The sequence below is a fragment of the Enterococcus sp. AZ179 genome (assembly GCF_050498885.1).
GTDB lineage: Bacteria > Bacillota > Bacilli > Lactobacillales > Enterococcaceae > Enterococcus_D > Enterococcus_D entomosocium.
Genome location: NZ_JBMHEO010000001.1, coordinates 2,931,925 through 2,954,189, shown reverse-complemented (window position 1 = coordinate 2,954,189; position 22,265 = coordinate 2,931,925). Strand labels below are relative to the sequence as shown.

17 protein-coding genes are annotated in these 22,265 nt (G+C 43.1%); 6 read left to right on the top strand and 11 right to left on the bottom strand.

Annotated features, from left to right (window positions below):
- Positions 1-27: 27 nt before the first annotated feature.
- Positions 28-1,929, bottom strand: a complete 1,902-nt coding sequence (locus tag IGI88_RS13805) for a beta-glucoside-specific PTS transporter subunit IIABC (protein ID WP_005235158.1) — start codon at positions 1,927-1,929, stop codon at positions 28-30.
- 169 nt (positions 1,930-2,098) lie between these two features.
- Complete coding sequence (locus IGI88_RS13800) at positions 2,099-2,941, bottom strand: PRD domain-containing protein (RefSeq protein WP_008378663.1); 843 nt, start codon at positions 2,939-2,941, stop codon at positions 2,099-2,101.
- A gap of 1,047 nt (positions 2,942-3,988) precedes the next feature.
- Between IGI88_RS13800 and IGI88_RS13795 the strand changes: the two genes are divergently transcribed.
- Positions 3,989-4,852 carry a helix-turn-helix domain-containing protein gene (locus IGI88_RS13795; RefSeq protein ID WP_429960674.1) on the top strand — a complete coding sequence of 288 codons (864 nt, stop codon included), beginning with the start codon at positions 3,989-3,991 and terminating at the stop codon, positions 4,850-4,852.
- Between the two features lie 311 nt (positions 4,853-5,163).
- On the opposite strand, the gene IGI88_RS13790 is transcribed toward IGI88_RS13795, so the two are convergent.
- Positions 5,164-6,957, bottom strand: coding sequence for an oligopeptide ABC transporter substrate-binding protein (locus tag IGI88_RS13790; protein ID WP_016613448.1), 1,794 nt, complete (start codon positions 6,955-6,957; stop codon positions 5,164-5,166).
- Between the two features lie 360 nt (positions 6,958-7,317).
- On the opposite strand from IGI88_RS13790, the gene IGI88_RS13785 reads away from it, so the two are divergent.
- The 5 genes from IGI88_RS13785 to IGI88_RS13765 all read left to right on the top strand — a co-directional run bounded on the left by IGI88_RS13785 (position 7,318) and on the right by IGI88_RS13765 (position 12,076).
- Positions 7,318-8,619 (top strand): DUF1576 domain-containing protein, encoded by a 1,302-nt coding sequence (locus IGI88_RS13785; protein ID WP_005235137.1) that lies wholly within the window; start codon positions 7,318-7,320, stop codon positions 8,617-8,619.
- Positions 8,616-8,966 carry a hypothetical protein gene (locus tag IGI88_RS13780; protein WP_008378669.1) on the top strand — a complete coding sequence of 117 codons (351 nt, stop codon included), beginning with the start codon at positions 8,616-8,618 and terminating at the stop codon, positions 8,964-8,966. Before IGI88_RS13785 ends, IGI88_RS13780 begins: the two co-directional genes overlap by 4 nt.
- A gap of 168 nt (positions 8,967-9,134) precedes the next feature.
- Positions 9,135-9,497 carry a YxeA family protein gene (locus IGI88_RS13775; RefSeq protein WP_005235132.1) on the top strand — a complete coding sequence of 121 codons (363 nt, stop codon included), beginning with the start codon at positions 9,135-9,137 and terminating at the stop codon, positions 9,495-9,497.
- 7 nt (positions 9,498-9,504) lie between these two features.
- Positions 9,505-10,257 carry an ABC transporter ATP-binding protein gene (locus IGI88_RS13770; RefSeq protein ID WP_005235131.1) on the top strand — a complete coding sequence of 251 codons (753 nt, stop codon included), beginning with the start codon at positions 9,505-9,507 and terminating at the stop codon, positions 10,255-10,257.
- A 13-nt stretch (positions 10,258-10,270) separates the two neighbouring features.
- The gene (locus IGI88_RS13765; protein ID WP_005235129.1) at positions 10,271-12,076 is read left to right on the top strand and encodes an ABC transporter permease; all 1,806 of its coding nucleotides are present in this window, start codon (positions 10,271-10,273) and stop codon (positions 12,074-12,076) included.
- Positions 12,077-12,173: 97 nt separating this feature from the next.
- Here the strand turns inward: IGI88_RS13765 and IGI88_RS13760 are convergent, their stop codons facing one another.
- The 8 genes from IGI88_RS13760 to IGI88_RS13725 all read right to left on the bottom strand — a co-directional run bounded on the left by IGI88_RS13760 (position 12,174) and on the right by IGI88_RS13725 (position 22,265).
- Complete coding sequence (locus IGI88_RS13760) at positions 12,174-12,887, bottom strand: demethylmenaquinone methyltransferase (protein WP_086373095.1); 714 nt, start codon at positions 12,885-12,887, stop codon at positions 12,174-12,176.
- Between the two features lie 252 nt (positions 12,888-13,139).
- On the bottom strand, positions 13,140-17,183 hold the full coding sequence (locus tag IGI88_RS13755) for a pectate lyase-like adhesive domain-containing protein (protein WP_429960673.1): 4,044 nt from the start codon (positions 17,181-17,183) through the stop codon (positions 13,140-13,142).
- 21 nt (positions 17,184-17,204) lie between these two features.
- Positions 17,205-17,831, bottom strand: a complete 627-nt coding sequence (locus tag IGI88_RS13750; RefSeq protein ID WP_194188338.1) for a hypothetical protein — start codon at positions 17,829-17,831, stop codon at positions 17,205-17,207.
- Positions 17,824-18,447 (bottom strand): hypothetical protein, encoded by a 624-nt coding sequence (locus IGI88_RS13745; RefSeq protein ID WP_194188339.1) that lies wholly within the window; start codon positions 18,445-18,447, stop codon positions 17,824-17,826. Before IGI88_RS13745 ends, IGI88_RS13750 begins: the two co-directional genes overlap by 8 nt.
- A gap of 2 nt (positions 18,448-18,449) precedes the next feature.
- A complete protein-coding gene (gene pilM / locus IGI88_RS13740; protein ID WP_087663944.1) occupies positions 18,450-19,496 on the bottom strand; it encodes a type IV pilus biogenesis protein PilM in 1,047 nt (348 codons plus the stop codon).
- 108 nt (positions 19,497-19,604) lie between these two features.
- Positions 19,605-20,357: a prepilin peptidase gene (locus IGI88_RS13735; protein WP_008378680.1), complete on the bottom strand. Its 753-nt coding sequence runs from the start codon at positions 20,355-20,357 to the stop codon at positions 19,605-19,607.
- Positions 20,358-20,453: 96 nt separating this feature from the next.
- Entirely contained in the window at positions 20,454-20,978 is a 525-nt protein-coding gene (locus IGI88_RS13730) for a type II secretion system protein (protein WP_008378681.1), read from the bottom strand.
- Positions 20,979-21,053: 75 nt separating this feature from the next.
- Positions 21,054-22,265, bottom strand: a complete 1,212-nt coding sequence (locus IGI88_RS13725) for a type II secretion system F family protein (RefSeq protein WP_194188340.1) — start codon at positions 22,263-22,265, stop codon at positions 21,054-21,056.

Below are 22,265 nucleotides of genomic sequence, written 5' to 3'. Positions count from 1 at the left end.
GATCCTACGACGTGCCGATAAACGCATTTATTTTACGACTTCGATCAAATTGTCGTTCGCTGTTACTTCTTTTGACTGTGTCGTTTGGATGTCACTGTAGTCGTTAGAGTTTGTGACGATGACTGGTGTCAGTAAGGAATAGCCTTCCGCACGAATCGCTTCAGTATCAAATGAGATCAATTTTTGACCGGCTTTGACTTTGTCTCCTTGGTTGATGTAGGCAGTAAAGTGATTGCCTTCAAGTTCCACCGTATTCATGCCGATGTGGATCAATAATTCTGTCCCATCCTCAGTGACTAAGCCGATGGCATGTTTTGTTGGAAACAAGATTTTGACTTCTGCATCTGCTGGAGCAGTGATTTCACCGATCGCTGGTTCAACGGCGATCCCTTTTCCCATAGCACCTGAAGAAAAGACTTTGTCTTCCACATCTGCTAAAGCAACCACTTGACCGGTTACTGGGCTTTTGACTGTTTCATCTTTGACGCTGGCAGAAACGGTTTTCGCTTCTGGTGCTGGTGCTGCTGGTGTTGCTTGACCGTCGACTGGTGAATCAACAGTTGTATACAAAGTTGGTACTTTCAATAACATCATGATGATAAATGACGCTACGATTGCAATAACTGTACCGATGGCTAAGTGGATCACGCTATGGAAGCTGCCTGTTGCTGGATCGATATATGCAGGGTACAAGAAGATACCCATACCGCCCATTGCGTAACCAGTAACGTTAAAGATTGACAAGTAGATACCAACGAAACCTGAAACTAAACAAGAAACGATAAATGGTGTTTTCATTGGCAAAGTATAACCGTAGATCGCAGGTTCAGTCACACCGAAGATCGATGAGATCAATGCTGGCATTGCGCCTTGTTTGACTTTTGGTTCTTTCGTTTTCAACCAAATCGCTGCTAGCACACCCGTTTGCGTGAAACATGGTAGCACTGCGGCGGTCAAAATAATCGAAGAGCCGTTTTGCGCCATATCCATGATCGCCAATGGCACAAGACCCCAGTGAAGACCAAACATTACCAATACTTGCCATAATGCCCCTAAAGCAAATCCATAAATGATTGGGCTGAAATCATAAACCGCTTGGAAAGCAATACCGATCCAGCTAGATGCTGTATTTGCGACTGGACCTACCACAAAGAAGGTCAACGGCACAGTGATCAAAATCGTTACAAAAGGAACCACAAACATTTTGACTACATCAGGTGTAACTTTGCGCATAAACTGTTCAATTTTCGAAGCGACAAAAATCGCTAAAATAATCGGCAGTACGCTATTAAAGTAGCCACCTGCTGGTAAGGTCAAGGTTAGACCAAAGACTTTGCTCGCTTCAGCAACGCTTTCTGCTAAACCAGGATAGACCATCGCACCTGCAATCGCTAATGCTGTATAGGTATTCATCTTGAATTTCTTTGCAGCAGTTACGGCTAAGATCATAGGTAAGTATTGGAACAAACCATCGCCTAGGGTATTCATTACTACATAGATTCCATTGGTCGCTTCCATCCCAGTTGCTGCAAGTAGCGCCGTGATCCCTTTTAAAATACCGGCTGCCGCTAATGGACCTAAGAACGGTTGAAACAAGCTTGAGATGACATCGATAAAGCGGTCAAACAAACTGCCTTTCTTTTCGTCGCCTTCGTCGATATCAAGACTGCCGCCATCGGCTAATCCGCCGACTTTCAGCACTTCATCGTAAACATCTGGCACATGATTACCGATAACCACTTGGTATTGTCCGCCTGCTTTGACAACGGTCACGACACCGTCACGTTTTTGCAAATAATCTGTGTCTGCTTTGCTTTCGTCTTTTAAGTGGAAACGTAAGCGAGTCACACAGTGTTTTACAGAAGAGACATTTTCTTTGCCGCCAACGTGGGCCAAAATGTCTTGTGCTAATTCAGTATATTTTGCCATTTTGATTTCTCCTTTTTAATAGATCATTTAATAAAAATAAAAAGACCGGCCATTTCTACAATAAACAAGCAGGAGTATCACCCATAAAAAACGAGACGGGTCTCCTCAACGAGTATTGTAAGAAAGTGCAGGTCTTGCCAGCCGAACTGTAACGAATCCATTTCCATTCTTAGGTTAATTTTGAGTGAGCGGCTAAGTTACCGATATGCAGAATCAAATACATCAATTCCATATCGTTGACATGCCAGCCCTTTTGTTCAAATAAGTATTCTTTGATCGAATCTGCGGTTTCTTTTTCTTTCGGATAGCTGCTGAAAGCCAAGGCAATCATCGGATTAGCCAATACTGGCTCTTCTTTTTCTTGACTTTGTCGAATTAAATAATAGCGAATGTGGGTCACAAACCGTTGGAAGTAGGAAGAATTCTCATCGTACTCGATGTTCATGCTATACTTAACGATCCGTAAAATATTGTTGGTCAACTCGGTGTGCTCATAGGCACTTTGATTGGCGCTTTTTTCAATTTGCGCATTGACAAAATGCAAAGTGATAAACGCAGCTTCTTCTTGCGAAAAATCGGGATACAGCTCTTTGCGGATCAACTCGACCGCTTGGACACTGACCGCATATTCCTTGGCATAGATTTTCTTGATTTCCCAATGCATGGGATTGGTCAAAACAATTTCTTGCTTTTGACGACTGATGGCAAACAAGATATGATCCATCAGTGTGAAATAAACGTTTGGATTGAAATCGGTTCCAACACTTTCCCGAAAAAGACGCACGATTTCATAAATGACGGCCATTTGTTTCTCGTCAGCCTTCGTCATGACTTTCGACATATGTTCCACTGTCAAGTCATCTTCTGGGTAGTATTTTTTTTCGATTCGCTCAGCCGGAATCAGGTCACCCGGTTTCGTTTGAAAGCCGATCCCTTTTCCCATTAGGATCACTTCAACTTCATCTTCTTTTGAAAGTACAACATTGTTGTTGATCCTCTTGATAATCTTCACGAACGATCCTCCTTGATCAGCATAGCGCATACACAGCTTTGCATCGTTTGACGTCTATGCAGAAGGTCTTGTATTTTTTTCTTTCTCTGACTTGCCATTAAGTGACGAGGTGAATGTCTGCTCCAGGCAGTACTGCAGGATATCGTCAAACCTAGCTGGCACTTCATTGCGTTTTACTTCTCCCCTCCTTTGATGATCAATGACTGGACCTTACCTTGGAACCGGTTCTTTTTTAGCGAATAGAAATAATGGAGCAAAAAAAGAAGACCAAAGCAAAAAAGTGTACAACCCAAGAAACTTTGGGTAATCAATGCACTTTTTTCCTCTGGTCTTGCCTGCCGAACAGTAACGAATCCAGTAATGAGAACACTCTCGTGTTCCGTTGAGATAATAGTACTCATTCTGAGAAAAAATGTCAACACTTTTTTTGCAAACGTTTTTCTTTTTTTGTTTTTGACTTTTTTTCACTATCTTTCTCACTGAATTTCTTTTCTAGCTTTGGTCTTTTAGTTCACTTGAAATACAAGGTTTACTGTGTAGCACAATAAGACCACAAAAAACCGTAATCTTCGTGCATTACGGTCATAGCTGGAAGTATGATGCTTGAAAGACGATCAATCACAAAGAATCAGAAAATTGGGGAAGGTCTGGTGCATGACAGACATTCAACGGGACTGACCACCTTGCGCGATTCATGCGTTTCATGACTTCCACAAACGAAAAGGTCTCTTTGAGTGGGGGAATCAACCAAATAACCTTTCGATTCTTCAAGATCTTCTCTTTCCTGCTTAGAATGTTCGCAGTTCGCCGCGAAAAAAGCAGGACGTAAACTAAATTTCATTTATCAATCTGTCACTGATCCTTCAATGACAAGTATCTAAATGAAAGCCTGTACTAGTTTTTAAATGGGTTGATTTCCCAAGGACCAAATGGTTCAAATTCCATGAAAAACGACCTCCTTTATTATTTGCTATACCCTATTATATTTGATAACATGTTATTAAAATCACATTGTTCAGAAATGCGTCACAATTAAGGAGGTCCCCCATGAAACAGCAAGGCTCTTTAATCAAGAAACTGCGCACAGATCGCAAAATCTCGCAAGCCAAGCTTGCCGAAGGTATTTCCTCTCGCACCACCCTTTCTTCTTTCGAAAATCGCAAAACAAATCTCTCTTCACAAACCTTGTTTGACTACTTAGACAAAATGAATATCACGGTTCATGAGTTCAGTCTGTTGATCGACAGCGAAGCCACAGGTCAAAAACGTCAGCTGGTGCAAGATTTCTATACCCGATATTATGATCGAACACTGACTATCGACTACTTGACTAGCCTTGAGGAACGCTACTTTGAGACACAAAATTTTTTTTATTATTCTTTGTATGTCCAAGGCCTGCTGCTGCTCAACCGTGAATCATTTCTGATGAATCGAGGAGCTTACACCCAAGAAGTTGAACTGGTAAAGCAATACTTGTTTGATATCGAAACCTGGGGGCGCTTTGAGTTGAACTTATTCTCAAATTTGTTATTTATTTTTGACCAAGAAACCATCAGTTATTACTTAGATCATGGGATCAAAAAAATCCTTCACTACGCCAATGATCCCTTTTATGCAAATCTGTTAAGTGTTGTGATCTTAAATGGCTGCGCCTTTGCCAGTGAAAGTAAGGATTCCTGTCTGCTTAACAAGTTTCTGCTTTTGTCTCATCCCTTGCCTAATACACCTCTGTATTTTTATTTAAAAATCCATCAAGTCTTGTATCAAGAAATTTACTCCTATTTGCAATCTTCTCAATTAAACAAAGAAGTGTTAAGAAACAGCTTAATCGTTATCGAACAAGCCGGTTACCAGAACCATAAAAATGACCTGCAAAACTTGATTCATACCGTGACGAATATCTCCATTTAACATTCTTCCCTTTGAATCATCCTATATCCTTACAAACATGATTTTTCTTTTTCGTAAACGCCTGTCTGCTTATTGAAGGACAGGCGTTTTTCAGCCAAATGCTAGCCTAACTTGTACGCAAAAAACCAGTTAGGTGCGTAGACCTAACTGGTTTTCGGGCTAAAATCTTAAAACGTATCTGGTTTATCCTGACCCAGATTTGATTTTACACAACTCATCCCTCCGGTTAACTATAGAAGTAAACTGAGCTGGCTTTTCAGAAAACGACAAAAGCGTTGTTCTCTTTTGATTTCAGTGATTCAACAAATCGATTAGCGAGATTCTGAAGTCACTCCGATAGTCGCCCATGGATTATGATCTGGATCATATGCCCACGTAAAGTTTGCGACACGATCAGAGACCGGCAAAACTTGGTTACGGTACAATGTCGGAATAGCAAACGCTTCTTCAAATGCATATTCTTGCCATGCATCAAATGCTTCTTTACGTTTTTCTTCATCGAAGGAATCATTTGAATCGATGGCTGCTAACAATTCTGTATTGCGTTCAGACTCGTAACGAGTGTAGTTAAAGGCTGAATTTGGTCCCCATAAGCTAGTTGGTGATGGATCTGATCCAGTAGACCAAGCAGCTTGGAAAACATCGATATCTGGATCATCATTTTTCAACTTGTCATAGAATGCTTGGAAGTCGATCAAACGTCCTGTAGAGTATTGGACATCCAAACCGATTTCTTGCCATTGTTGGACATAGTAATCTGCCAGTGGTTGTGCCACTTCTCCACCTGACATTGAAGCAAAATTGATAGTTAATTTATTGCCATCTGGATCTTCCCGGAAGCCATCACCATCAACATCGATAAAGCCAGCATCATCTAGGAGTTGATTTGCTTTATCCATATCTAAGTGGTAGCCTTCCACATCAGTGCTGTGCAAACTACCATAAACCGGTGGGATCAATGTTGTACCATTTGAACGCAAGCCATGGTAGAAACGCTCACCAATCGCATCATTATCGATAGCATAGCCCATTGCTTGACGCAATGCTTTGTTGGCCATTTTTGCGTTTGGATCAAAATCAACACTATTTGTTTCGTCATTCCATGTTCCTAAATTAAAACCAAGATAGGTGTAAGATTGTTCTGGTCGTCCTAACATTTGGTAGCCATCCATATCTTGATACGTATCGAACGTATCTGTTGGCATTTTCAATACTAAATCATATTGTTTTGCATTTAGTGCTTCATTGATCGATGCAGATGGAACATTACGCATCACAATTTTTTCTAATGTTGGTGTTCCCCCATAATAATGTTCATTCGGAACATACTCTACGGTTTCCCCAGGTACGATATTCGTCATCTTGTAAGGACCAAAACCAATTGGGTTTGTCCGTACAGGATCACTGGATGGCATATCTGCTACTTCAATACCTTCAAAGGTATGTTTTGGTAATGCCGCGTTCCAAATTGCTCCACCGGATTGCTGCATTCCAGGATGCATTTCCTTAAATTCGATCTCAACTACTTTATCGCTAACTGCTGTGATCCCAGAAATCGTATCTGCTTCACCGCTATGGTATTCTTCCATTCCAACAATATTAGTAAAGTCATTATTGTAGCGAACGCCATCATAGTCTTGATGACCAATGACTTCATAAGAAAAAATGACATCTTCGGCTGTAACATCTACCCCGTCCGACCATTTTAGTTCATCACGTAATGTGATCGTCGCTTTATTGTTTTCGACATCCAAGTCTAAGTCTGCAGGTCCACCATCAATAATCTTAAAATCCTCATCTTGTAAGAATAGATATTCATGACTTGGTAACATAAAGTCACGGTCATAGGCATCCTGATAGAACTCCCACTGGAATAATCCTTGGAACTGGGTGTCCATTACTACAGCAACGTCTAAAACTCCACCTTCAATCACTTCATCATCATTGACTACCGCTAACGGTAATGTGCTGATATCTGATGCTGCAGCGTCTGATGACGACTCTCCTGTATCTGTCGAACCTGTTCCACCTCCGTTACTTTGTCCGCAAGCCCCTAAAACAAGCGCTGCCAATAAAGTAATCATGCCAAACTTCGTTTTCTTCATACTCTTCCTCCTTATTAAATCCCCTCATTTGTGATTCACTGATAAAAAAACCAAGCAAACAGTTTTTTTATCTTAAAATGGCTTTTTTATTAGAAAATCTGAACGAGATTAACTAAATTATAACAATTTTCTCAAAACTCTTTCCGTCAATAATTTCATCAATCTATGAAATTATTGAAAATAAGACGAAAATCATTGATAAATCGCTATTGCTTTTTTTCAAATATTCTTAAGTTTTTCTTTTATGACGTTCCTTTTCTCTCATATTTTTCGAAAAGCGCCTTGTGGAAACTGTCAAAAAAACCTTCTTAGACGAGAAAAGATGTGATACTATGAAAAAAAGGAGCGTTCAGTGAAACTATGTCAGACAAACGAATTTTCTTACAAACGAAATCGAAACCTTTTGCACCGATCTCACAGCTCTTAACTCAGCGGTTGCTTCTGGCTTACAGCTGTGTGTTGATTCTACTCGGCTTGTTCACCTCGCCGCCTCAGGCATTGTGGCAAGGATCGCTGGCCATTTTGAATGCCCCTAGCAATTTGATTTCGGATTATTTTGCAATCGGTAATCTTGGAAGCGCCTTTTTAAATAGCGGCTTATTGACCTTGATCAGTATCCTACTTGCTAAAAAGCAAGGAACCATTATTAGTGGTCCGATGATCGCCGCTTTCTTTACCATATCCGGCTTTTCTTTTTTTGGAAAAAACATCTTTAACTCAATCCCCATTCCCTTGGGTGTCTATCTATACTCTTACATACAGCAACGGCCCTCAACCCAGTACTCACTTGTCGCTTTATTTGGTAGTGCTGCCTCACCCGTCATTAGTTACTTAGCATTTGGCTTAGGCTTACCTTTGCCCCTAGGAATCGCGTTAGGTTATGGAATCGGCATTTTGATTGGCTTAACACTCCCTCCACTGGCAGCACAATTTTTACAATTCCATCAAGGATTTTCTTTGTACAATATTGGCTTTGCCACCGGTATTATCACCATGTTTTTCACTAGCTTTTTACGATTATTCGACATGGAAGTCTATTCGAACAAGCAATTGACGACTGACTATCACTATTATCTGACGGCTTTCTTGCTCATCCTTTGTTTTTTCTTGTTTTTTATTGGTTATTTTTTAAATAAACGATCGATAAAAGGTTTAACGGATCTTTTTAAAACTTCTGGGAAACTGATGACCGATTATGTCACAATTTTTTCACTAGGAATCACCATGATGAACATGGCAATGATGGGGCTCTTGATGTTAGTCTTTATTTTCCTTCTGCAAGGCGAGCTTTCCGGTCCACTTTTAGGGGCTGTATTGACCGTGATTGGTTTCAGTGCCTTTGGAAACCATTGGAAAAATAGTTTGCCCGTGATGATTGGGGTGGTTTTAGCCACCAAAGTCGGTTTGACTTCTGATGTATCCACCTTCAGCTTATTACTGACAGCGATCTTTGGAACAAGTTTAGCTCCGATCAGTGGGTATTATGGTCCTGTAGCTGGTATCTTAGCAGGCATCGTCCATGCAGCACTGGTCACAAATATCACTTATTTACATGGAGGATTGAACTTATACAATAACGGTTTTTCCAGTGGATTTGTCGCGGCGGCAATGGTACCATTGTTAGATGAATACCAACAAATCAGAAGGCGGCGAAAAAAATGATTGAAAAAGAACGGGCACGACGAATCGTCGATGAAGTAGTCACCTACTTTTTGTCCCATGACTGTCAAAAGATAACGAGCGAGATGGCCTTTGAAGCAGAAGGTTTCAAAGCAGTCGTGCAGGGCCCTTTCCCTGAACAGCCCTCTGATCTAGAACATTTTATCAACATGCTCAATACACCAAGAGACAGTACCTTGGAAAACTATTACGTCGAACTGTTGGGCGGTCATCAAACGATCCATGAAGAAAAAGATTACTATTTATTGGGATTAATGATCGATGAAGCCGCCATTATGTATGATGAGGGACAACTAGTCGTTGAACTGTTTCGCAAAAAATATGACTGAAGAGTAACAAGCAAACGACGTTTCTGATTTGTGGATCACACAATTCAGAAACGTTTTTTTGTTCGTTCCTCGTGACAAAATTGAAAGTTTATTGATAGATTTTTCACACTCTTTTTCAGAAAACTAGCGTTATACTTTCATCATAATAAAAAACGAGGTGACCTATTTATGAAAAAATTTTTGATTGGACTAGCAGTTGTCGTGCTTGTGGGATTTGGTGCATTGCAAATTGCTGAATCAGTCATCATGGGGGGCGACAGCTATTATGTCCAAATCACGACAGATGGCGAAAAGACGACTTCTAAAGATGACAGTGGCAATGTCTATACTCAATACCACTATGAACTACCGGCTTATGACGAAAATGGCAAAAGCAAAACCCTTGATTTCAATGGTTTCCAAGAGCGGCCTTTGCGTAAAGAAGCCTATTTGAAACTTACTTGGAATGAGAAAAAAGGCGTGACCAGCTATGAAGAGGTCAAAGAAAAAGACATTCCCGCAAAAGCACTAACTCAATTAAAAGGAGCGTAACTTAATCATGGAAAAAATTATTCAAGCAAGTGAACTTACTAAAGTTTACGGAAAAGCCAACGAAAAACAAACCGAAGCCTTGAAAGGCATCAGCTTTGATATTGAAAAAGGTGAATTTATCGGAATCATGGGAGCTTCAGGCTCCGGTAAGTCTACCTTGTTGAACATTCTTTCAACCTTGGATCATCCAACCAAAGGTACGATCCGCATCAACAACAGCGACATCACCAAACTAAAAGGTGATGCCTTGGCAGATTTTCGCAGCCGTGAAATTGGCTTCATTTTCCAAGATTTCAATCTCCTAGAAAACTTAACAGCTTCTGAAAACATCGCGGTGCCCCTTTCTTTACAAGGGGTCAAACCAAAGATCATCCAACAACGGATCAAACGAGTCGCAGAACGTTTGTCTATCACGCATATCCTCGACAACTATCCGGCAGCAATCTCAGGTGGACAAAAACAACGGGTGGCAGCCGCTCGAGCCTTGATCACGGAACCAACGATTCTTTTTGCAGATGAACCGACAGGTGCCTTGGATTCAAAAAGTGCCAAAGACTTATTAAATATGATGGACGACTTGAATACCAATGACCAAGTATCGATTTTATTGGTCACTCATGATCCCCTTTCTGCCAGCTATTGCCAACGTATTTTATTTATCAAGGACGGGAAGATCCATCAAGAAGTGAAACGTGAGGATCAAAGCCGGGAAGAATTTTACCGCAAGATCCTTGTCATTCTAGGAAACTTGGAACAATAAGGAGGAAGAACACATGCTTTGGAAATTATCACTTACCGGAATCAAAGGCCGGTTGAAGGATTATATCGTCCTCTTTTCTGGTTTAGTCATGGCCTCAGCCATCTTCTATATGTTCGAATCAATGGCCAGCAATGAAGCCTTTTTAAAAAGCAACTCGATCATCAGTATGGTGGTCTTTATCTTTCGCTTTGGTTCTGTCTTATTGGGGATCATCACCTTTGCCTACATTTTATACGCCAATTCTTTCTTAATGGCGATGCGGCAAAAAGACTATGCCATGTTTATGATGCTAGGAGCCAAAGGACGTAAGATCGCCCAAATGATTTTCATTGAAACATTCTTGGTCGGGATCGCCGCCACTGCTGTTGGTTCTTTACTAGGTATTGGATTAGCCAGTGGTGTCAATACCTTACTAGTGAACCAATTAAATTTACAGATCAGCCATTATGCGGCCTTTAATCTACAAGCATTAGTCGTGACACTTGCATTCTTCTCGATTCTCTTTTTGATCGCTGCTATCTTTAATGCACGGGCAATTGCCAAGAAATCAATTTTAGCCTTGTTACGAGAAACCAGCACTCCGGCGCAAGTCAAGCAACGTCCTTTCATGCTCTTTTTGCAAACTGTCTTAGGGATTTGTTCTTTAGCAGTCGGTTATTATATGATGAGCGACTTGATGAAATTCCAATTAGTGGGGATCGGTGTTGCCCTAGTTACTATTATTTTAGGGACCTACCTTGTCTTTCGTTCCGTGATCATCACGATTTTATCTTTGCTGAAGAGGACCGATGCCATTGCTTTGAAAAGGTTAAACAATTTCACCTTGTCTCAGCTAAGCTTTCGGATTCGTGATTATACGCAGATGCTATCGATGGTAGCTATGCTCTTTGCTCTTGCATTAGGTGCCTTGACTGTTGGTCTGGGCTTCAAAAACGAGATCCCAATTATGGCAAAATCCGTTGCCCCTTATGACTTGTATTTGAATAATGCCCAAAATGCTTCTGACGAAAAAGTTGCAGCCTTAAAGCCGACTCTTGATGTCACTTATAGTCTGAAGGAAACAGACGACACCCTTTATTACAATAAAGATCAATTCAACAAGAACAACTTGCTCAGCACCAGTACGAATCAGTTGAGTATCGACGTTACCTACAACAAGCTGTCGGGAGACCAATTAGCCAAAGATATCACCGCGCAGGACCAATTGCGTAGCTACCTCTTGCCAGAACAACGAGGCAAAGAGATCCAAGTTGTCGATCAAACCGCTTTTGACACAATCAATGCCCCTGAATCCAGCTTGCGAATGGTGCAAGTCAAAGACTTTCAAGCAAGTTACGATGCATTACATGAATTGGCGCAAACAAACCAAGAAACCAATACTACTGAAACTGCCGATACGAATTTTTCGCAACGGGTCTTCGTCTATGACACGTATAATGGTCTCTTCTCCGGTTTTGAATTTATGGGCTTTTTCTTGGGGATCGCCTTCTTGACGATGTTAGCAAGCTGCTTGATGTTTAAAATTCTTTCTGGGGCCAACAGCGACATTCAACGCTATACGATGTTGAAAAAAATCGGAACCCGGACTAGCTTATTGAAAGGATCGATCCGCAAAGAGATTGGTGTGCTCTTCCTAGTTCCTGGTATCTTAGGGATGATCCATGTCTTGTTCGGATTACAAATGTTCACAACATTGATGATCGATCCGTACCACGATCTATGGCTGCCCTTTGGCATCTTTATTGCTCTCTATGCCATTTATTACGTGGTGACCATCTGGTTATACACCAACATCGTTTTACGACCAAACAAAAAATAACTCGTACAGACTTTCTGAATTGCTCAACGCAAAGAGACCATCAATCCGCTTGATGGTCTCTTTCATTTCGTCGCTCTTCTATCGAAAAAAAACGCCGTTAGCTTTGAGGTTTAACGCCCATATGCATCGCCGCCGCACCTCCTGCATAGCTTTTGACTTGCAACACATCAAAGCCAGCTGCCTGAAACTCCCGTTTCAATGCCTCCTTGTCAGGAAAATCCCGCGCAGACTCCTGGAGCCAGGAATATTCTTGATAGCTTTTGGCGAACAATTTGCCAAATAACGGCATGACATGGTGAAAATAAAAAGTAAACAGTTGCCGCCAGCCGATCAGTGTGGGCTGTGATGTTTCGAGACAAACGATTTTCCCGTCTGGGCGCAGCACCCGATGGATTTCCGCCAAGACATGTTGGCGATCCGCGACATTTCTCAACCCGAACCCGATCGTCACATAATCAAAGTGCGCGTCTGGAAAACTTAATGCCATCGCATTGCCGGTCTGCCACTGGATCTGCGTTTGTTGCTTTTTCTGTGCCTTTGCTTTGGCAACCGTTAACATTTCTTCGCTAAAATCAACGCCGGTCACTTGCCCCGTCGGACCGACCGCTTCATTTAAAGCAAACGCCCAATCCCCGGTCCCGCAGCATAAATCTAATATCTCCGCACCCATTGGTACTGCCATCCGTTTCATGGTGTCCTTGCGCCACCGTTTGTGGAGCTGAAAGGAGATAATACCGTTCATTCGATCATAACGGGAAGCGATCGATTCAAATACATCATGTACTTTGGTTTCTTTGGCTGTTGTTGCCATTGCGGCACGTCCTTTCTTTGTTCCCTTCGTTTTGCTGTTGCTTCACGTGCTTCTGCTTTTTAGTCTAGCACGAAAAAACCTGCGGAACAAAAACCCTGCTTTCGGCTTTTCCTCCAGTCATTTCCCCACAAAAAAACAGTCTTTCCTACATAGCTCCCCGCTTGTTGACCAAGGCAATTCGGTCAGCAACAAGCGGATCCAGCAGTGAAAGACTGTTCTTCTTCTGTTTGTTTTAAAAAAGGTTGTTCACGTTTAATCGATGAAGTCCCAGATATTGTTCCAATAAGAAACACGGTCTGCGCCATTTTCATCTTTGTAGAGCACAGAAATCAAATTACGGATGTCATGAACAGGAATGTCAAGGGTGACAGAATCCGTTACGGGTCTTTGTTGCACGTTGTATGTTCGATAAAAGGTGCCATCCATATAGACGTCAAAGGTACTAAGATTGGAATAAAAAATTTGCAGCTGATTGTTATGAACAGCAAGATTGATCAACTCACCAGTGACAGCGCGTGTGCCGGTCTGAAGCGTGAGACTGTCTTCCCCTATCAAAATGTTTTCCGTCTCTGGCTGATTCCCCGAAACTCTACCGTTGATCGTTACCGGGGTCAGAACATTACCAGCAGCTGCCTGTTCATCCACTCGAGCAGTCAAGTTCCATTCCATGCGATCCCCCGGTGCGATTGGTCGTTCTAAGTGGATCGTGATACGATCGCCAGAAAGACTAGACGAGGCTATATTGTCTTGGTACACGAGCGCATCGACATTTAAGAACGTCAATAAATTCGGCGAGATATCTAGTGTCACGACAGCATTCTCAATATCGTCTTTCCCAGAATTTCGCGCATCGTTGCTTTCTACGATCGTCCGCAAGATCAATTGATTGCCGACGGTGATAATCGGATTGCCTTCTTCATCACGATCAAAGCTTTGCGGTACTCGCAACGTAATCGATGGGTCAGAAGGTCGAATACTGGTGACTTCAAAGGAGAGCGCTGGTGGGAAACGTTCATCGCCAATGGCATCACGATACCCTAAATAGTCCTCATAATCGCTGGCGGACGGATTCGTGCTCCCCAACTGACCATTGGGTTCCGTCGTGGTCGTATCTGGTAACGTTCCTACGAAATCGTCGTAACGATCATTTGCAAAATCTTTCGCGTAAAATTCGATATACACATCCTCTTCAGGATCAAGGCGACGTGGTAATTGATACTGCCATGGCACGGAGTTGCCTTGTTCGGCATCAAGCGTAATGACATATGGGTCACCTGAAGCATCACGGATCAATCCTTGCGCGGTACTCGCATAAATGGCGACGCGCTCTTTTGGCTGGTCGTCTTGCGGAGAATGAAAATCCATGATCCCCGAAACTGTTGTCGTCCGTTCATTAAAGACCTGATCCTCTGCCACTTGCAGACCAGTCGGTGGTCGTACATCCACGACGACCGCATCAGGCAAAGCGGCAATACTCTCTTCTGTTGCATGAATGAAAATCGAATCGTCAACATCCTCCATCGTGGGGTCTAATCCTCGGTGGGCACGCAGCACTTCAAAACGTTGACCTGTCTTGAAAAAGTCGTCCCGCGTCCATGCGATCACACCATTATGCACCTCACCAAAAACATCGACAGTTGATTTGGAGGAAAGCCATTGCGTTTCAAGCTGGTTGCCTGCTTCGTCCTTCAAAGCAACTTCCACCCAGACCTCATCATCCCAGGCATCGCGAATCGCCCCCGTGTATTCATACGGAACGACCGCTTTGGCATAAAAGGTTTTGTCGGCATTGGTCGGGGTCACTAAGTGCTGGATCATTGGCGGATAATTATTGGCAGAAAATCGCGTATAGGCATTCCCGCCCCTAAAAGTCGTACTGTTGAATTCATTTGAAAAAGGCTCTCCCGGCTGCGGACTAACGATTTGTGCAAAATTGACATTGCCTAGTTGATAGCTCAGTGGATTCCAGAAATTGTCCGGATCACCATCTAGATTCACGTCGTTGCGCTTTTCCCAAACCGCTAGTCCAACACGATTAGACGTAAAGGTACTGTTGCGATTTGTGTTTGAGAATGCTTGTCCGCCATTCGGACGGTTATTTCGGAAGTCATAAAACAGTGGTTCGTCGATAGTGAAATTACTTACATTGGTGGAACTGATAATACCATTATTGGCTCCACTTGTATGCCCCTCCATTCGAAAGGTAGCATCTTTGCCAGCTAGAAATTCGAACCCACCACTTTGTCCCCAAACTGCTGGTCCCCTGTGAGCATAAATATGAATTCGACTGTTTTCGTCTTTTGCATTAAAGACCGAGGTTCCACTGCCATCAAGGGGAAACTGAATCCCTTGTCGACCTGCTCTATCTGCACCATTACTGGCAGTAATGGTGGAAGCGGCTGACGGATCAAGTTCTCGTTCTTCATCATTGTACTGATCGAATACGGCAAAGCCTGTTTCATCAATATAGATGCCGTCATCTGCCGCAGTCCTGGTGCCTGCATGGTTAAAGATATTCAACTGACCGGCTGACTCCACATAGAACTCGTTATTTCGACCATACATCCGTACTGCAGCCGCATTGCCATGGTATTTGACGATATTCATTCTCCCTTGGTCGGCAAGCACAAAGGTCTGTTCCCCTACTAAGCGAAACCGCATGACAGAAGCATAGTCATGATTTTGACCATCGCCAAATAAATTAAATTGTGAACCTTCCCCAGTTACCGTCACATTGCCACCGAGCTCGGTATCTCTTGACGCTTTGGAAATTTGATTGACAAAAGCAGCCGTTCCTTGCGGTACACCATTCGTGGGACTGGGCGCTCTAGAATAGGAGTTTACGACCGCCCCACCAGAAATAATCGTACGAGAAAACTTGTTATTCCCCTCATCCCGTTGTCCAATCAAGGAAATGATTGCACCGTCAGCTCCCGCTAAGTCCATTTGTGACGAGGCATTTAAAACCGTGCCTTCACCCTCGACTTCAAAAATCACCTCATTTGTGCGATTTTCCATATTCGCCCAAATTACTTGCCGCTGGACGCTGTAGAGGTCTACTTTAGAACCCTTATTGACTCGAAACGAGGTTGAAATGTTGTTGTTATTTGGATGAAGTCGAAAAATTGGCCGAGTATTTGAGATCTTGACATCCGCCTCATCCGTAATCAAGACACTTTTGACATTAAAGCTGCCATTATCATTATTAGTACCTGCGGTTGGATTCTTGTGAGCCACCCAATGGAACGTTCCTCGAATCTCGAGATTTCCTTGCTGCAAATAAAGGAAATCATTGCCCGTACTTCCCTCTAGCACACCACTTTTTGCCTCGATATTTTCTATTTTGACCGTCCAAAAAGCCGAAGCTGCCAGCGATTGTTGATAGATCAACGCGTTTAATCCTAGATTGTTCCCCTGAAAATCGATCGTCATATTTTTTAACTCAAAGACCGCTGGCTGACGATCATGGGTAGTCGTCAGTTCAAAGAAACGTCCAGTAGGATTCGTGCTATAGTTTGGTGTCCCGTTCGTGTTGAAACGCTTCGGTGTGGTTAAGGTAAAACCATTCCCATCGATGGACACTGACCGATTCAACGCAGTTAAGCGATTGTTGGCCTCATTCGTATAATCAGCGGTAATGTCAGCGAGAAACACGATTTCAGAGATCGAGGAATCACTAAAAGCAGCCCGCAGCTCTTGATAGTCCGAAACTTCGGCACGCTCTCCTTGCATCGCCCGTTCTGAAAGTAGTTCGACTGCCGCTGACTCATTGGTTTCCTGCTGCTGAATGTCAAGCAAGGCTGCTTCTTCTGCAGCCATGTCGGCTTCCAATCGCAAGGCTTGTCGTTCCTCGAGAGAAGGCGGAGCGATTTTTTGCAGCGTTCGGTTTCCCCGTTTAAGAACAAATTCGATGGCGTCTTCTTCTCCTAAAGAGACCGGTAATGCCAAGGACAACGTTTCTTCCGTAGGCGCCACTTCGATTGCCACACCATAAACACCCTCTTGTTCAGCTGGATGCAAGGTCGCTTCCTCAAGCTCAAGCATTTCAAACATTTCTAATGACACCAGCGCTTCATGATTCGCCATCAAGAAAAGCGTCTCGCCTGCGGCTTGTTCCGATTCGATCGTCACTACATATTGTCCTGTTTCTGGGTCAAAGTGACCGGACACTTCATAGGAATTGCCACCATGGATAGCAAAGACCGCATACAAGATAGAAATTACGATAAAGCCCCCTAATGCAGCGGTAGCCAATTTGATTTTCGAGACAGTCGCCAGAACAGTAAATGATTTCATCTAGGCACCCCTTTCCTTTGATTACTCCAACAGTTCTTGTCCCGTTTCAAAGCTCGATAGATAATACAGCTTGATAACGACACTTGCCGAAAACGCATCTGCTCCTGACGTATTACTTCCTTGCCGATATTCGACTGATTCCACTTTTAAAAAGCGATTCAGGTTTTCCATCCGATCAATAAAACGCACGATTCCTTCATTCGTCTCACTCAGGAGGTCAAAGCCGATCCTTGTGACCCGAAATTGCGTAGCCAAAGGATTGTCACCGGTCTGATCCGCCAGTTGTTCTGGTGTAGGGTAAAGCATCTCTTCATTAAAGGTCGATTGCAAAATCGTGATCGGCAATTCCGTTTCAAGGGCAGCGAGATCGGTAAAATAATACTCGATCGCCATACCATTGGGAATGATTGGCACCTCATTGACCGTCTCTGAGGAAAGAAGGTCTGGTTCCCCTTGCAGGTAGACTAGCTGTTCCTGAATGTCGCGGATCTCAGCTTCGATCCCAGCTAATTCCTGAGCCAATTCGATCCCTTCAGCACGTTTGGGGTTCAGTAAAAATAGCCAGAAAATGAGTACGGAAGTAGCGAGAACTAGCGCAATTACCGCGGAGATGATGATGTGTTTTTTAGAGAAAAAAACTCTAGTCATCCGCTTCCACCTCGCTTTCTTCTTCGCTCTCTTGACTGATCACTTGTGGTGCATCGATTCGTGAGAGGTAGACAGTGATGCGCCCATCTTGCGGCGTTGAACTATGAGAGAAGGATTGATAGGTCACATGGTGCACCCAATCGATTGCTTCAAAAGCCGATTTAAGGCGAATCAGACTTTCATAAACATCCCCTTGGACTGCCATGCTCACCAAAGGAAACAATGGTGTGCCGTCTTGGGCTGTTTCGGACATTGTCCCCTCGCCATTTAGCAGCAAATTATACGAATTGATGGTCACATCGATCCCTGATGCCACTTCCTCAAAGGTTTCCATAATGGGAGCCGTGAAATATTTCTCTTGCTTTTGCAGGACGATGAATTCTTGTAGCTCTTGTGATTTTGATGCCAGCATCTCTTCTAACTGGCGCTGGAAAACGATGCGCTCTGCTTGACTAGACATGATATTGCTTTGATTATTGGTCACCAGCCTTTGATAATACCAAAAGCCTAACCCACAAACCCCAACGACTACTAACGAAAGGAGAAGCGAAACCGAAAGAATGACTTCAAACGCCCGATTACGGATAAATTTATTAGGCAATAGATTGATGTTCATGGTTACACCTCTTTCGTCGCTAATCCCGCAGCCAAGATATAGCGGTCGGGAATTTTTTTCTTGCTGGTTTCACTTACTTTTGCGGAAATCGTTTTGACCGGCAAAGAAGACAACTCATGAAATATTTCTTGGACTTCTTTCCGCAGCATTGGATGACCGCCGACTAAGTAGATTTTTTTCAATTCACAATCAGGCGAGATTTCCTGATAATAGTAAGCAATCACCGAATTCAAGGTTTCTGCTAACCCTTCCAGAGCTTGGATCTCCGCACTTTCCCTAAAGTTCACTTGCACAGATTGGGCTTTTTCAATATATTTCCAGTTGGCTTGATTATAATCTTCATACTGCAGGTAAGTCGGCACCAATTCTTCAAAAAAGGTGATATTGGCGATGCCAGCATCTAACTCGACCAGCACGAAATTTTCACTCCAGTTGATCTGTCGCTGAAACATACGACTATACGCCAGAAAACTGCAATCGACGCCCATCAACTGATGGCCGCCTTTTTTCAATGTGTCGCCGAGTTGAATCAAAATCGGCTCTGATGTGACCACGACTGGCACATTGCCATTGATGGTAAACCGATTCCGCTGGATGACCACAGCTTGCGGTTCTGCTTTCTCTTCCTTCTTGCTGGCTTTTTTCTTTTGTGCTTTTGGTACTTTTTCCTTGTTACCTTTACCTAGGATCAGTAGATCAAAAATCGGGTTTTCAAAAGGCAAAGAGATGGACTCCCCCAATTCAAAATACAAGTACTCGCGAATCTCTTTTTCCGAGTTCATCTTACCGATTGGGATCTGTTTGATCAGCAGACGAGAATTTAGTGCCGTGATCACCACACTCATCGTGCGTAATCCCAAGCGTTTGGCAATCTCATTGAAGGCGGCTTCAAGACTATCAGGATTGCGCAGCTTATCATCTTTAAAAATCGTACCATTCACAACCAGCTCGCCGTATTTGAGACGGTCACCTTTTTTGGTACAGTAACGGATGCAGTTTTTTTGGATGTCGATCCCTACTAAGCGGGGAATTGTTTTTTTGCCAAACATACGAGGACCTGCTTTCTTCTTGTTGGTTTTATATGAAGGAACCAACGTTATTTCTATGTACAACGCTTGCTTAGCAAATCAAGCAAACGCCAAGGTCAGCAACCCAATTCAAAGGAACCAGCCGCTGCCAAGATAAACCATGCCGGTAGCAATGGCTATAAAGGGACCAAAAGCAATGTAGCGGCTTTTGACTTTGCCCCGTAGCATTTGGATCACGTAAAAGATCACTGCCAAGCAAGAAGCGACAAATAAAACCGTCAAGACTTGCACTGGGCCGATATACACGCCTAAGACGGCAAATAATTTGATATCGCCGCCACCCATGCCTTTTTTACTGAGCTCCGCTAAGAGATACAATGGCAAGAAGCCAGCAAAGAAGCCAACGAGCCAATACCACCAAAATTCATTTTGCGGTTGGATCAACCGTAAACCGATCCCTCCGGCGAAAAAAGGGGCTAACACTTTATTGGGGATCAGCTGATAGAAGATGTCGCTGGCAGAAATAATGGCTAATAAGGCTAATAAACACCAAGCGGCAATCACTTCAGCAGTGCCCCAAAACAGCAAGGTCGTACCCGTAAATAGCATGCCGATCAACACTTCATAAAGAAAAGCAATCAGCGGGATCTTTTTTTGACACTTACGGCACTTGCCTTTTAAAATAAGGTATGATAAAACTGGAATGAGGTCCCTTGCACCTAATGTCTGTTGGCAGTCATCACAGTGCGAGCGAGTCAGCAGGGATTCCTTTTTGGGAACCCGCCAACCAACCACTAGGAAAAAAGAACCTAGACACATTCCTATGATGAAAAGATAACCAATGATTAGGCCCATTGGGATCTGTTGCAAAATTTCGTTCATAAAAAACTCCTTTTTTCCTGGGGGGTTGAGTTGCCGTACACCTTAGGTCAGGTTAGTGACTTGAGGTGTTTTTAGTTTCCTAAAAAAATTAATATCTTATAACGGTGGAGGAGCTGGTTGAGGATCTCCAAATACATACTCTCGAGTTAAACCATTGATTTGATTTTGTGTTAACCCAGTACCGAGAACACCTATCTCGTTGCTATTTTCTTGTCCAGCCTTTAAAACGCCAGCTGGAGCATACATTGTTAAAGCACCTGTTGATCCGATATAAAACATAACATTATCAGTATCTTCCCATGATGTACTGTTTAGTAATCCATCATCCATTACATCTTCTAAGGTAAAATCTAAAACCGCGTTAGCTGTCCCGTCATTCAAGTTGCTATTAGTTGATTGATAGAGCACTGCTGCTGAGAAAGCTTGTTGAATATCAGAAACAACTGCATCTTCTCGAGCATTTTGAATCACGTTCCCAATCGCAATAACCCCGATCCCAGCGATGATCGCTAAGATAACGACTACTGCCAGCAACTCGACCAAGGAGAGGCCGCGCTCGTCTTTCAATAATTTATTCAATCGATTGTCCGTTGTTTCTTCTGCTAAAATTGCATCAATCATAGTGTGTTTACTCCTCCTGTTTTTTCCATATATATTAAACAAGCCGTCTAGGTGGCTTGATAATACCAAAATTCATTACCCTTGGATCGCACCGAATAAATCGAACATCGGGATCATGATCGCCGCAACGATCAAGCCAACGATCACACAGATTATCAAGATGACAATCGGTTCCATGATCGTTTTCAGTCGCTTACTGGTTTCATCAACTTCTTTTTGATAGATGATACTCAATCGTTTTAGCATGTCCTCTAGGGAACCAGTACTTTCGCCCATCTCGACCATCTGGGTCACTAACATCGGGACCATCATGTTGCCACGAAAGATATCACTCATCTTGCCACCTTCTTCAATTTGAAAGGCACAATTATCGATGATTCGCTTGATGTATTTATTGGAAACGACATCCCGACTCATATTCAAGGCGGTCACCATACCGACAGAGCTGCTAAGCAGTGTCGACATGGTTGTCATAAATAATGAAAAACTATTTTTGGTGATCATATCGCCCACCAACGGAATACGTAATAGAAAACTTTGAAAAGCGAAATCGAAGGTTGGATTGCGTCGCGCGATCCACAGTCCGACGAAAAATCCGACGATCAAGACGGCTAAAACCCACCCTCTGGTCTGAAGGAACTCGCTGATCGCCATCGTTACGACGGTGATCGTCGGCAGATCCGCATCAAATCCTTCAAATACTTCCACGAACATCGGTACGATCATCACCAATAAAATGATCCCCACGATAAAGGTTAAAATCACTAAAATAATCGGATAGACCATCGCTGTGACGATCCCGCTGCGGTTTTCGGCGCTTTTTTCATAGTAATCCGCCATATCCTTCAAATTTCCTTCCAGTGATCCAGACATCTCCGAAACAGCGATGACACTGGTCAGAAGTGTCGGAAAGGCATTGGGATGATCTTTGTAGGCTTCTGAGAGCGGGCGTCCGCTATCAATCTCATCCCGAACTTCGCCAAGAATTTTCTTGAAATTCGGGTTTTTTTGTTGCTCTTCCAGCATTCGTGAGGCATCAACAATCGTGATCCCCGAAGCGATCAATGTCGAAAACTGGCGCAAATACCCTACCAGCAGTTTTAACGAAACTTTTGTAAAGAGTTGAATCTCTTTATTCGCCAAGGTTTCTGGCTGTTCGATCAAACTGTTGACTTTGATATGCTTTTGGCGCAGCTTTTGGCGGGCTTCGACGGAGGAATTGGCACGCAAGCTGCCAGAAAACGTTTCGCCTCGGACATTGGTGCCTTGATAGGCAAAGAGTGCCAT